Source organism: Devosia sp. 1635, from assembly GCF_013185955.1.
Lineage (GTDB): Bacteria > Pseudomonadota > Alphaproteobacteria > Rhizobiales > Devosiaceae > Devosia.
On the sequence record NZ_JABAOM010000001.1, the window covers coordinates 214,110 to 226,681 of the forward strand.

The window sequence follows — 12,572 nt, forward strand, 5'->3', positions numbered from 1 at the left end:
CTTACCTCAAGCCCCAGGACGTTGAGTCGGAGGGGCGATGCCGGCTTCGTTCGGTCCGACCACGCTGTCCTCCCTTGAGGAGGAGGGGCAGCGTGGCCGGGCAGAGGGTCTTAGCTGCGCGCCGCGAGGACGGCCAGCTTGGCAGGGATCGAAAGAACTTCGCGAATGGTCTGGAGGCGCTCGGGGGTGTAGTGGCCCGCGACGTCGAGCAGGTTCATGCAGCCCACCAGTTCGTCCTTGATGATGATGGGGACGTTGACGACGGACTGGCAGCCCAGCTGGTTGATCAGCTCATGGTCGAACAGGACCTTGGCGATGTCCTCGATGGTGTTGGCCACAAAATATTCGCGCTTGCCATGAACGATATCGAACCAGGGACCGTAGTTGAGCGGCTTGGTGGCCGAGGTCGGGTAGCTGACGGGGTCGCTGGTAAAGGCGCGGCGCGACAGCTCGGCTTCCATATCCACCAGCATGATGGTGAAGAGCTTGGCGCCCACGGTAGCGCGGGCGAGGTCCTGCAGGGCAGTGAAGGCCGCTTCGGCAGTGGTCGCCTTGGCAATGGCGGCGTCAAAGGCGAGCAGGGCCTGGGTGTGGTCAGTCATGATTGGGTCCTTGGGGTCTTGGAAGAGGCGCGGCGGCTAGCCTTCGGTGGCGGCCAGCAGTTCGCGCGAATAGGGCTCGCTGAGGTGGCGGGCCTTGAGATTGGCGACGTCAGCGATTTCCACGATGCGGCCGCGCTGCATGACGGCGAGGCGATCGCAAAGGAAACTCACGACGGGCAGGTTGTGGGTGACGAGGAGATAGGTCAGGCCCTGCTCGCGGCGCAGGCGCTTCAAGAGATTGAGGATCTCGGCCTGCACCGAAACGTCGAGCGCCGAGGTCGGCTCATCGAGCAGCATGACCTTGGGCTTAAGCATCAGGGCGCGGGCGATGGCGACGCGCTGGCGCTGGCCGCCCGAAAGCTGGTGGGGAAAGCGGAAGCGGAAGCGCTGGTCGAGCCCGACATCGCGCAGCACCGCTTCCACCCGCTCGCCGCGATTGCCGAGGCCGTGGATGGCGAGGGGTTCGCTGAGCGCGGCATCGATGGTCTTGCGCGGATGAAGGGAGCCATAGGGGTCCTGGAACACCATCTGCACCTGGCTCGAGACGGCGCGATCGACGCCATGGCTGCGCGGCTTGCCCATGACGGAAATGGCCCCGGTCCAATCGGGAGCGAGCCCGGCGATGGCGCGCAGGATGGTTGACTTGCCCGAGCCAGATTCCCCCACCAGGGCAAAGCTTTCGCCTTGGGCAATGGACAGATTGACGGCATGGACGACCTTGGTGTCGCCATAGGAGATGTCGAGGTTCTGCAGGTCGATGGCGTTCATGTGCCGGCCCATTGGGTGCGGTCGAGGACCGGGAGTTCGTCGCGGTTCTCATCGATTGTCGGCATGGCTGCAAGCAGGCCACGGGTATAGGGGTGCGTGGCGTTTTCGAGTTGTCCCGCGGCGCATTCCTCGACCACCCGCCCGGCATTCATGACGAGGATGCGGTCGCAATAGCGGCTGACGAGCGCGAGGTCATGGCTGATCAGGATCAGGCCCATGCCCTTGTCGCGCACAAGGGTATCGATGATGTCGAGCACCTGGGCCTGCACGGACACGTCGAGCGCGGAAGTGGGCTCGTCGGCAACCAGCAGCTCGGGCTCGGGGATCAGCATCATGGCGATCATGATGCGCTGGCCCATGCCGCCCGACACTTCGTGGGGATAGAGTTTGACCACGCGTTCGGGCTCGTTGATGCGCACGGCATGGAGCATCTCGATGATGCGGGCCTGCACAGCGCTGCGCGGCAGCTTCTGGTGGGTGACAAGGGCTTCGGCGATCTGATCGCCAATGGTCATCACCGGATTGAGCGAGAATTTGGGGTCCTGCATCACCATGGAGATGCGGGCGCCGCGGATGTCGAGCATCTGCCGCTCGCTTTGGGCTGTGATGTCGATGCCGGCAAACTGCAGCTTGTCGGCCGTGACTTCGCCGGGCTTGCGGATGAGTTTGAGGATCGAGCGGCCGGTCATAGACTTGCCCGAGCCGCTTTCGCCCACAATGCCAAGGCGCTCGCGCCCGAGGGTAAAGGAGAGGCCTTTAACGACTTCCACGCGGCCCGAATTGGTGGGGAAGGACACGCGCAGGTTTTCGACTTCGAGCAGGGGGGTCATTGTGTGCCTCCGAAACCGCGGAGCGTGTGGAGGGACACCCCCCTCCTGGCCTCCCCTACAAGGGGGGAGGTGAGGATCGTGCGGAGGAGGGGATGTGCCAGTGAAGTCGCAACCAACCTCCCCCTTGTGGGGAGGGGAAGGGAGGGGGTTCTGTTGAGCCTGGTCATCAGTTCTTGCCCTCGCTTTTGGGGTCGAGAACGTCGCGCAGGCCGTCGCCGAGGAAGCAGAAGCCGAGGGAGACGATGATGATGGCAAAACCGGGCATGGTGGCGACCCACCATTGATCAAGGATGAAGGTGCGGCCGCGCGAGATCATGGCGCCCCACTCGGGCAAAGGCGGCTGAGCGCCGAGGCCGATAAAGCCCAGACCCGCTGCGGTCAGGATCACGCCGGCCATGTCGAGGGTGACGCGGATGATCATGGAGGAGGTGCAGAGCGGCAGGATGTGCTGGACGATGATGCGGATCGGACCGCCGCCGGCCAGCTGCACGGCCGAGATATATTCGGCATTCCGCACGGTCAGGGTTTCGGCGCGCGCGATGCGGGCATAGGCCGGCCAGGAAGTGATGGCGATGGCGATGATGGCATTGTTGATGCCGGGGCCAAGCGCCGCGACGAAAGCCAGTGCCAGGATCAGCTTGGGCAGCGACAGGAAGATATCGGTAAAGCCCATGAGGATGCGATCGACCCAGCCGCCGAAATAGCCCGCGATGGCGCCGACCAGCAGGCCCAGTGGCGCCGAGATCAGCGCGACGAGCCCGACAATGGTGAGGGTGATCTGGGAGCCCCAGATCACGCGCGAAAAGATGTCGCGCCCCAGCTCATCGGTGCCCATCCAGTATTGGGAGGATGGGGGGAGCAGGCGAGCCGACAGGTTCTGCCCGGTGGGGGAATAAGGGGCGATCCAGGGGGCGAAAATGGCGGTGAGGATCAGCACGAGGATGATGATGCCGCCAAGGGCGGAAAGCGGATTGCGCAGCAGCGCGGTCAGCACGCGATAAGCGCGGCCGGCATTGGCCTGCAGGCGTGAGGTGGGGCTATCGGCAAGGAGCCAGGCGCGGGTGGTCATTGTGCGATGTCCAAAGGCCCGAACCCCCACCCCAGCCCTCCCCTCAAGGGGGAGGGGGCTGCAGCGGTGGTGTTGGAGATTATTGCGAAAGCCCACAGGTCCAAAGGCGCTTCCCCTTGAGAAAAGCGGTTGGAGAAGAGGCGAAGGAACATGGGTCGTGTTGCCAAGTCGGTCATCAGCGGGCCCTCGGGTCGAGGACGCGGTAAAGGACGTCGGAGACCTTGTTGATGACGATGAACACCGCCCCGATCACGAGGGTGGCGCCGAGGACGGCGTTCATGTCGGCGTTGAGGAGGGCGGTGGTGAGATAGTTCCCAAGGCCGGGCCAGGAAAAGACGGTTTCGATCATCACCGAGCCTTCGAGGAGGCCGGCATAGGAGAGGCCGATAACGGTGATGAGCGGCACGCGGATGGGCTTGAAGGCGTGGCGCCAGACGACGACGCGTTCGGGCACGCCCTTGACGCGGGCGGTGGTGACGAATTCCTGGCTCAGCTGGTCGAGCATGAAGGAGCGCGTCATGCGCGCGATATAGGCGAGGCTGAAAAAACCGAGCACGGAAGCGGGCAGGATGATGTGGGAGACGGCGTTCCAGAAGATCTCGGTTTCCCCGCGCAGAAGGCTATCGATCAGGATCATGCCGGTGACGGGCTGGACAAGGCCATCATAGAAGATGTCGAGCCGGCCCGGACCGCCCACCCAGCGCAGCCGGGCGTAAAAGAGGGCCAGGCCCACGAGCCCGAGCCAGAAGGCAGGCACGGAATAGCCCAAGAGCCCCACGACGCGGATGGCCTGATCGAGCCAGCTGCCCTGGCGGGCCGCGGCAATGACGCCGAGCGGCACGCCCAGCGCGACACCGATCAGGATGCCCAGGGTCGCCATTTCGAAGGTGGCGGGGAAAAAGCGGCTGAGATCTTCGGCCACGGGCCGGCCGGTGGAAATGGAGCGCCCGAGATCCCCCTGCAGCACATTGCCGACATAGGCGATGAACTGCTGCCAGAGGGGCTGATCGAGCCCCATGGCGGCGCGAGCGGCGTCATATTGGGCCTGGGTGGCGCGATCGCCCACCACTGAAAGTACCGGATCGATCGGGATCACCCGGCCGATAAAGAAGGTGATGGCCAGGAGGCCCAGAAAGGTGAGGAAAAGCGCCAGCAGGAAGCCGCCAATGGTCAGCAGGTTGCGGCCGAGGCGCTTGTTGCGCATGCCTGGAGCGAGGGCGGGAGAGGCCAATTGCTGATCGAGCGCCACGCAGATTTCCTGTTTCAGAACAAACCAATAGCGCCGATGAAGCCATTCACCGCCGTGTTGCAGAAGCTGCATATTTCGCTTCCACCATATAGAATTGTTTGCTTATATCAAAAAAATTTTGGTGGAGACGGGTTTGGCCGAGGCGCTGGCAACACGGGAAACGGGGCACCCCAAAGTGGGTGCGTTGATCCGTGCGCGGCGCCGGCAACAGCAGCTGACCCTGGTGGCGCTAGGGGAAGCGGCCCAGGTTTCAGTGGGTTATCTGAGCCAGGTCGAGCGTGACCATGCCACACCCTCGCTCGGGACCCTGGCGCAGATCGCACGGGCGCTCGGCGTTTCGATGGATTATTTCGTTGCAGCCCCCGCCGCGCAGAATGCGCTGACGCGAGCGGGCGAGCGCAACCGGTTTTCGCTCGATGGCTCCTCGATCCTTTACGAGCGGCTGGGCGCCGATTTTCCGGGCAACCAGCTGTCGAGCTTTTTGATGATCGTGCCGCCCGGCTATCGCTCCGAAACGGTGGCGCATGAGGGCGAGGAAATCCTTTATGTGCTTGAAGGCTCGATCACCCAGCGGCTCGATGGCGAGGAGATGGTGATGGAAGCGGGGGACAGCCTCCATTTCCGCGGCAATCGCCCCCATTCCTGGAGCAATCATACTGGGCTACCAGCGCGCCTCTTATGGACGGGGACGCTCGCGCTGTTCCGGTCCACGGCCCGGCCGTGTCCGGCCATCACCAAAGCCAAAGCCGGCGCGAACAAGCCGGTCCGGAAAAAACCAATCCCCAAGGAGAAACGCCCATGAAGCTCTTCCGCGCTGCCCTTTTGGCATCCGCGCTGGCCTTGCCGCTGGCGGCCGGCGCCGCCACTGCGGCCACCCCGGCCAATGCGCTGGTGATCGCCCAGAATATCGACGATATCGTCGCGCTCGACCCCGCACAGGCCTATGAATTCTCGGCGGGCGAGATCAACGCCAATCTCTACGACAAGCTCGTGCAGTATGATGCGGCCGACACGACGGTGCTCGCGCCGGGGCTGGCGAGCGAATGGGTGGCCGATGAAGCGGCGAAATCGCTGACCTTCACCATGCGCGAGGGCGCGACTTTCGCCTCGGGCAATCCGGTGCGGCCCGAGGACGTCAAGTTCTCGTTCAAGCGCGTCGTGACGCTCGACCTCACCCCCGCCTTTATCCTGACCCAGCTGGGCTGGACGCCCGAGAACATCGACGAGATGGTCACGGTCGAGGGCAACACCGTCACCGTCAAGTGGACGGGCGATTTCGCTTCGGCCTTCGTGCTCAACGTGTTGGCGGCGCGTCCCGGCGCGATCGTTGATGAAGTGCTGGTGATGGAAAACGAGGTGGATGGGGACTGGGGCAATGCCTGGCTCAACACCCATTCGGCGGGCTCCGGCCCGTTCGTTCTGACCGACTATCGCCCGGCGGAGCTGGTGCGCCTCACGGCCAACGAAAACTACTGGAACGGCGCGCCGGCGATGAGCCAGGTGCTGATCCGGCATGTGGCCGAGGCCGCAACCCAGCAGCTGCTGCTGACCTCGGGCGATGTCGATATCGCTAAGAATTTGACGCCCGACCAGATCGGGGGCCTGGGCGAAAACGTCAAGGTCGAGGCCTATCCGCAAGCGGCGGTGCATTTCCTGTCGTTCAACCAGAAGACCGATGAGCTCACCGATCCCGCGATCTGGGAAGCGGCGCGGTACCTCGTTGACTATGACGGGATGACGCAGAGCTTCCTCAAGGGTCAGATGGAAAAGCACCAGGCCTTCTGGCCCAAGGGTTTCCCCGGCTCCTATGACGAGACGCCCTTCACCTATGACGTGGAGAAGGCCAAGGCGATTCTTGAGGAAGCCGGGATCGAGACGCCGATCAATGTGACGCTCGATGTGATCAATTCGGCCCCGTTCACCGATATCGCCCAGTCGCTGCAGGCCGGGTTCTCGGAAGCGGGGATCAATTTCGAAATCCTGCCGGGTACCGGCGCGCAGGTGATCACCAAGTATCGCGAGCGCACGCACCAGGCCATGCTGCTGTATTGGGGCCCGGACTTCATGGATCCGCACTCCAATGCCAAGGCGTTCGCCTATAATTCCAACAATGCGGACGACAACTACACGGCCACGACCACCTGGCGGAATGCCTGGGAAGTGCCGGCCGAGATGAATGAAGCGGTCAACGCGGCGCTGGCCGAGCCCGACCAGGCCAAGCGCAACGAGATGTACACGGAGCTGCAAAAGCAGGTGCAGGCCGAAAGCCCCATCGTCATCATGTTCCAGGCGGCGCTGCAGATCGCCATGGCCAACAATGTCGAGGGCTATGTGAACGGCTCGAACTCGGACTTCGTCTACTACCGCCTCGTGACCAAGAACTAACACCGCTCATGCCTGCGACGGCCCTTCCGGGGCCGTCGCTCCACGCCCCATCGGCTTGCCGGCTCTCAGCGCACGCGTAGTGCTTCGATCAGCGCCCGCAAGGCCGGAGGGCTTTGCCGCCGGCTGGAGTGATAGAGGTAGCAGCCCGGAAAGGTCGGGCACCACTCGTCCAGCACCTGCACCAGACGGCCGCAAGCCAGGTCTTCGGCAACATCCTGCTCCATCATGTAGCCTAACCCCGCGCCGGCCCGGACAGCCGCCGCCACCAAGGCGCCTTCATTGACGATCAGGGGCCCGGAGGGCTTGATCTTGATGTCTTTACCCTCATGCCGAAACTCCCAGGGCAGCAGCCCGCCAGACGTGCTCAGGCGGTAATTGATGCAGGCGTGACGCTCGAGATCATAAGGGGAAACAGGCGGTGGATTGCGGCTGAAATAGTCTGGTGTAGCCACAACAATGGTGCGCAAGTCCGGCCCCACCCGCACCGCGACCATGTCCTTTTCAACCGTTTCGCCAAAGCGAATGCCGGCATCGAACCCGCCCGCCACGATATCGACCAGCGAGTTCTCGATATTGACCTCGACCCGTATGTCGGGATTGGCCAGCAGGAAAGCGGGGAGCTTGGGCTCAAGCACCGTCTGTGCCACCCAGGCGAAAGTGGTGATCCGCACCAGCCCCGATGGATGATCGCGCCATTCGCTAAGCCCGGCCAAGCCATTGTCGATGGCCGAAAGGGCAGGGCCAAGGGACGCCAAGAGCTGCTCGCCTGCGGGAGTGGGCGACACGCTGCGCGTGGTGCGCGACAGGAGCCGGACGCCAAGCCGGGCTTCGAGCCCGCGCATGGCGTGGCTCAAAGCCGAGGTCGAGAGGCCCAGCACAGATGCAGCACGGGTGAAGCTGCCCTCGCGGGCAATGGCAGCAAACATGGCAAGATCGTTGAGCGGCGTTCGTTCCATTGTTGCAGGGTGCTCACAAGCTCATCCCACGGGCAAGGGCTAATCGGGTGCCACTCTTGGCTCTACTTGTCAGGTGCAGCCTCAAGCCTTGAAGGATAAGCCTCATGAGTCTCACTCAATACCGCACCCTTGGTGCATCCGGCCTTGTCGTCAGCCCACTCGCGCTCGGTACCATGACCTTCGGCACCGGACGCTGGGGCACCGACGAAACAAGCTCCCGCGCCATCTTTGACACCTATGTCGCCGCGGGCGGCAACTTCGTTGACACAGCTGACATCTATTCAGGCGGGCAGAGCGAAGAAATGCTCGGCCGTTTCATTGCCCAGAGCGGCTTACGCGACAAACTTGTTGTCGCCACCAAGTTCGGCTTTTCGCGCCAGCAGGGCACTGCGCTTGCCGGTGGCAATGGCAAGAAGAACATCCGGGCCGGCATCGAGGGATCGCTCAAGCGCCTGCAAACAGATGTTATCGACATGTACTGGATGCATGTCTGGGACCGCACCACGCCGGCAGAAGAGGTTCTGGGCACCTTGAGCGACGCCGTTCGCGCAGGCAAAATCCTGCACTATGGCTTCTCCAATACGCCAGGCTGGTATGTCGCCAAAATCGCCACCCTGGCTGCCGCGCATGGGCTGCCCAAGCCGATTGGGCTGCAATATTCCTATTCGCTGATCGATCGTGGCGTCGAACTTGAACTTGCCCCAGCCGGAGCGGAATTCGGGTTGGGCCTCGTACCCTGGAGCCCTCTCGGCGGCGGGTTGCTAACCGGCAAATATGGTCGCGACATGCTTTCGCGTGCCGAGCAGGCGCCCGCTATGCCCGACAGCGCCGGAGATGGCGGCGAGCAGGGGAGCGATGGTCGGCTTAACGGTGACAATCCTTTCGGCGGCATGCTGTTCACGGAGCGGAACTTCGGGGTGGTGGACGCCCTGCGCGAAATTGCCCAGGAAGCGGGCAAGTCCATGGCCCAGGTCAGCCTGGCCTGGGTGGCGGCACGGCCGGGCGTTTCCTCCGTGCTGATCGGCGCCAGCCGCCCCGATCAGTTGGTGCAGAACATCGCCTCGCTTGAGGTGAGGCTGTCCGCTGATCAGTTGCAGCGCCTTGAAGCGGCTACCGCCCTGCCGCTCCCAAGCCCGTACTTCATCTTCCAGTTGCCGCGCGGCGCGTTCTTTGGCGGCAATGAGGTTGCGCCCTGGAACGCTTCGGCACACTGAACAGCACGAGGGGAGCCATGGCTCCCCTCGGCGTATCTCGGTTCGATTTACCAGGGATAGGCCTCGTTGACCGATCCGGTGAAGGTGCCGGTTGGGCCGTCGCTGCCGAGGAGAGCGACGCGTACGGCTTCGGCCGCACCCTGCTCGACGGTTTCGTTGCCTTCATAATTGTTAAGCGCAGTGCTGGTATAGCCGGGGGTCACCGCATTGACCTTGATCCCTTCCGCTTCAAGATCGATGGCAAAGGCTAGTGTGATGGCATTGAGCGCGGTCTTGGACGCGCCATAGCCGGGGTTGAACGTTGCCCTATAGGGACCGGGTTTGGAGTTGATGGTGAGCGAGCCAAGGCTGCTCGACACATTGACGATGCTGGCATTTTTCGATTTGCGCAGCAGGGGCACAAATGCCTGGGTGACGGCAAGCACGCCGAAAACATTGGTTTCCCAGATGGAGCGCACTTCATCGACCGAAATCAGCGTTGCCCGTGAGCGCTTGATATAGTCCTGCATGGTCTCGGTTTCCTGGCCGTTGGCCCGGGAAATCGCGGCATTGTTGACGAGAACATCGAGGCGGCCGAACTGCTGTTCGACTTGCGCCGCGGCGGCGCGGATCGAAGCCTCGTCGGTGACGTCGAGCTGGATAGGATGCACATCGCCGGCAATAGTTTGCGCGGCTGCCTTGCCCCGTTCGAGATTGCGCGAGGCGAGCAGCACCGTCACGCCATTGGCGGCGAGATCGGTTGCGATCTGGAGGCCTATGCCCTGATTGGCGCCGGTAACGAGTGCGATGCGGGTATTTTCGGTCATGGCTTGATCCTGTTCTTGATTGGCCGAACAGGAGGTGGTCATCGGCTGGTGGACGTTCTATCTTCAAACGTCCAAGATTATTTCGATTGAGTCCAGAATGGCTGATCCCCTCGCGCAGATCGTCGGCTTGCTGCAACCGGGCGCACCTTTTTCCAAATGCGTCACCGGATCAGGACCATGGCGGGTGAGGCGGACCCAATCGCCCAATCCCTATTATGTCGCGGTCCTCAAGGGGAGCCTGCGCTACCGGGATCACCAAAGCGGGGAGATCCTCGTCAATGCGGGGGACTTCATCCTGATCCCCTTTGCGCACGACTTCAGCATGTGGAGCGAAGCGCCAAGCAGCGACACCAATCTGGTGATCGATCCCGTTATCCTGCCCAGCGGTGGCTACCGCCTCGGCAGCATTGATGGCCCGACCGATATGCGGGCACTGGTGGGCTACTGCATATTCCAGTCGGACGATGCGAGCTTGTTGTCCTCGCTGCTGCCCGAAGTGGTTGTGGTGCGCAGCGAATATCGGCTGGCGATGCTGATGCAGTTGCTCGGCGATGAGGCTGTGGGCACCAAGCCGGGACGAGAAGTGGTGTTGCAGCATCTGCTCGAAGTGCTGCTGATCGAAGCGCTCCGCTCCACTGCCGATCTGGGAGAATCACCGGGATTGCTGCGCGGCTTGGCGGACGAGCGGCTCGCGGTGGCGCTCAGGGGCATGCATGCAAGACCGGAGCGCGGCTGGACCGTGGCCGAGCTGGCGCGAGAAGCCGCTTTGTCCCGCTCAGGTTTCCACGATCGGTTTCAAGGCGCTGTGGGCATGGCGCCGATGGAATATCTCAAGTCCTGGCGACTGGCTCTGGCCAAGGACCTGCTGCGCAAGCGGGAAGCGAGCGTAAGCGAGATTGCCCGCCAGGTCGGATATCGCTCGGCCAGCGCCTTCAGCGTGGCCTTTATGCGCGAAGTCGGCGTATCGCCGGTGCGTTATGCGCGCGAGGTCGCTGCTGCGTCATCCGGCATGGCGGCAGAAGAATTCGAAGGCGCTATCGCCTGACGGAGAAGCTCAGGGAAACCTGGTCCGCGCTCAAAGGCGGCGTTGTGGAAGTGCCCTTCGTGCCAAAGTATGAGGATGTCACCAGCAGCTATCGGCGGTATTTCCCGAGGTCATTGCTGGAGAACTCAAGCGGAAAGAACACTCATGCGCCGCTGGATAATCCTTCTTGCTACCATGGCGGTGTTGGTCGCGGGCTTCCTGGGCGTGCTGGAGTTGAGCAATGCCAAAGGTTTCCAGCTTTTTGGCGATATCGTCGCGCGCCTCGACACTGATGCGCCCGTCGTGGCGCTCACTTTGGATGACGGCCCGACGCCGGCCTATACCCAAACGGTGCTCGACATTCTCAACGAACGCGACGTCAAGGCGACCTTCTTTCTCACTGGCCGGGAAAGCGCTGAGCATCCGCAGCAGGTTCAAGCCATAGCCGCGGCCGGTCACGAGATCGGCAATCATTCTTGGTCGCACAAGCGCATGGTCTTCATGTCGCCCGCAAGTATTGCCGAGGAAATCGAAAGCACCGATGTCGCCATTCGAAAGACCGGCTATGCGGGCCCGCTGCACTTCCGCCCGCCCTATGGCAAGAAACTCGTCGCCCTGCCTTGGTACCTCGCCCAACACGGCCGCACCACGATCATGTGGGACGTAGAACCTGAAGCTGATGCGGCTGATGCGGCCAGCCCACAGGGCCTAGCCGACCATGCGATTGCCAATGCGACAAACGGCTCCATCATTATCATGCACGTCATGTATGAGAGCCGAGCAGCAAGTAGACTAGCATTGCCTCCTATCATCGATGGCCTCAAGGCCCGCGGTTTCAAATTCGTTACGGTTTCCCAATTGCTGGCCGGCAGATAACAAAGCTCTGCAGCCGATTGATGGGCGTCTGGTCGCCGCATGGACCGGGAAAGCCCGGCGGTGTTTCGCGACGCCATCAAGGCCAGCGAGCTGGAGTGGCAGCGTGGCGCCGCTTGGGCCTTCCGGCAGGCCACGGGCCTCGTCTGGTATTATCGGCAGTCCAATCCCACGATGAGCGCTCTCGGGCGGAGCACCATTTCGCGTCTCGTCGAATACTTAGCCCGTAGTCCGACGATTCACGACGCTGCAGCGGGGTGGATCACGGCCATGATGTGGATGTCGATCTCCTGGTTGTCGATCATGGCCCCCAACCGCCGCGTGCCCTCCAGGGCAAAGCCGTGCTTTCGATAAAGGGCGATGGCCCCGCTATTGTTGGCGAACACCTCGAGTTCCACCCGGCGAAAGCGCCTTGATTGCGCGGTTTCGAGCGTGGCAGCGAGCAGCCGGGAGCCAATGCCCTGGCCGCGGAACTGCGTTACGAGGCCCATCCCCAGCACGCCGGAATGCTCAAATACGGGTTTGCTCTGCCGGCAAATGTCACACCAGCCAATGATTTGAGAACCCGCCAAGGCGACGAACTGTGGATTGCCGTTTTTGATGTTGCCGGCAACAAAGCTCGCTGTGCTCTCGATCGGCGGTGCCTGATGCGAGGACAAAAAGCGCCGCTCCCGGGCCACGCTGTCAAGAGCAGCGTAGAAGCCGTCGAAATCACTCATTGCGATAGGCCTGATCTCGACCTTCCTGCTGCCCATCAGTCGCTCTTGTTGTTCTTAATTTCCGTTCAGCTGGGGTA

13 protein-coding genes are annotated in these 12,572 nt (G+C 62.6%); 5 read left to right on the forward strand and 8 right to left on the reverse strand.

All coding sequences use genetic code 11. The features are described from left to right. Nucleotides 1–110: 110 nt before the first annotated feature. The 5 genes from HRU92_RS01130 to HRU92_RS01150 form a co-directional block, all read right to left on the reverse strand. The gene (locus tag HRU92_RS01130; RefSeq protein WP_172122654.1) at nt 111–602 is read right to left on the reverse strand and encodes a GAF domain-containing protein; all 492 of its coding nucleotides are present in this window, start codon (nt 600–602) and stop codon (nt 111–113) included. Nucleotides 603–638: 36 nt separating this feature from the next. Then, the gene (locus HRU92_RS01135; protein WP_172122655.1) at nt 639–1,370 is read right to left on the reverse strand and encodes an ABC transporter ATP-binding protein; all 732 of its coding nucleotides are present in this window, start codon (nt 1,368–1,370) and stop codon (nt 639–641) included. Further along, nucleotides 1,367–2,200, reverse strand: coding sequence for an ABC transporter ATP-binding protein (locus HRU92_RS01140; RefSeq protein ID WP_172122656.1), 834 nt, complete (start codon nt 2,198–2,200; stop codon nt 1,367–1,369). The genes HRU92_RS01135 and HRU92_RS01140 overlap by 4 nt, the downstream gene beginning before the upstream one ends. Nucleotides 2,201–2,366: 166 nt before the next feature. Then, nucleotides 2,367–3,269 (reverse strand): ABC transporter permease, encoded by a 903-nt coding sequence (locus HRU92_RS01145; RefSeq protein WP_172122657.1) that lies wholly within the window; start codon nt 3,267–3,269, stop codon nt 2,367–2,369. 175 nt (nt 3,270–3,444) lie between these two features. After that, nucleotides 3,445–4,473, reverse strand: coding sequence for an ABC transporter permease (locus tag HRU92_RS01150; protein WP_172124877.1), 1,029 nt, complete (start codon nt 4,471–4,473; stop codon nt 3,445–3,447). 178 nt (nt 4,474–4,651) lie between these two features. Here HRU92_RS01150 and HRU92_RS01155 point away from each other — a divergent pair, with 178 nt between their 5' ends. Both HRU92_RS01155 and HRU92_RS01160 read left to right on the forward strand, forming a co-directional pair. Beyond that, nucleotides 4,652–5,320: a cupin domain-containing protein gene (locus HRU92_RS01155; protein ID WP_172122658.1), complete on the forward strand. Its 669-nt coding sequence runs from the start codon at nt 4,652–4,654 to the stop codon at nt 5,318–5,320. Next, complete coding sequence (locus HRU92_RS01160) at nt 5,317–6,903, forward strand: ABC transporter substrate-binding protein (protein ID WP_172122659.1); 1,587 nt, start codon at nt 5,317–5,319, stop codon at nt 6,901–6,903. The genes HRU92_RS01155 and HRU92_RS01160 overlap by 4 nt, the downstream gene beginning before the upstream one ends. Before the next feature lie 65 nt (nt 6,904–6,968). On the opposite strand, the gene HRU92_RS01165 is transcribed toward HRU92_RS01160, so the two are convergent. After that, entirely contained in the window at nt 6,969–7,859 is an 891-nt protein-coding gene (locus HRU92_RS01165) for a LysR family transcriptional regulator (RefSeq protein ID WP_173087416.1), read from the reverse strand. A gap of 104 nt (nt 7,860–7,963) precedes the next feature. On the opposite strand from HRU92_RS01165, the gene HRU92_RS01170 reads away from it, so the two are divergent. Beyond that, nucleotides 7,964–9,073, forward strand: a complete 1,110-nt coding sequence (locus HRU92_RS01170) for an aldo/keto reductase (RefSeq protein ID WP_172122661.1) — start codon at nt 7,964–7,966, stop codon at nt 9,071–9,073. A gap of 47 nt (nt 9,074–9,120) precedes the next feature. Here HRU92_RS01170 and HRU92_RS01175 read toward each other — a convergent pair whose 3' ends face one another. Then, nucleotides 9,121–9,879, reverse strand: coding sequence for an SDR family NAD(P)-dependent oxidoreductase (locus HRU92_RS01175; RefSeq protein WP_172122662.1), 759 nt, complete (start codon nt 9,877–9,879; stop codon nt 9,121–9,123). 97 nt (nt 9,880–9,976) lie between these two features. Here HRU92_RS01175 and HRU92_RS01180 point away from each other — a divergent pair, with 97 nt between their 5' ends. Together HRU92_RS01180 and HRU92_RS01185 are read left to right on the forward strand one after the other, a co-directional pair. Continuing rightward, the gene (locus HRU92_RS01180) at nt 9,977–10,924 is read left to right on the forward strand and encodes an AraC family transcriptional regulator (protein ID WP_173087418.1); all 948 of its coding nucleotides are present in this window, start codon (nt 9,977–9,979) and stop codon (nt 10,922–10,924) included. Nucleotides 10,925–11,068: 144 nt separating this feature from the next. Continuing rightward, nucleotides 11,069–11,779, forward strand: a complete 711-nt coding sequence (locus HRU92_RS01185) for a polysaccharide deacetylase family protein (RefSeq protein ID WP_172122664.1) — start codon at nt 11,069–11,071, stop codon at nt 11,777–11,779. Between the two features lie 236 nt (nt 11,780–12,015). On the opposite strand, the gene HRU92_RS01190 is transcribed toward HRU92_RS01185, so the two are convergent. Further along, nucleotides 12,016–12,531 carry a GNAT family N-acetyltransferase gene (locus tag HRU92_RS01190; RefSeq protein ID WP_172122665.1) on the reverse strand — a complete coding sequence of 172 codons (516 nt, stop codon included), beginning with the start codon at nt 12,529–12,531 and terminating at the stop codon, nt 12,016–12,018. Between the last annotated feature and the right edge of the window lie 41 nt (nt 12,532–12,572).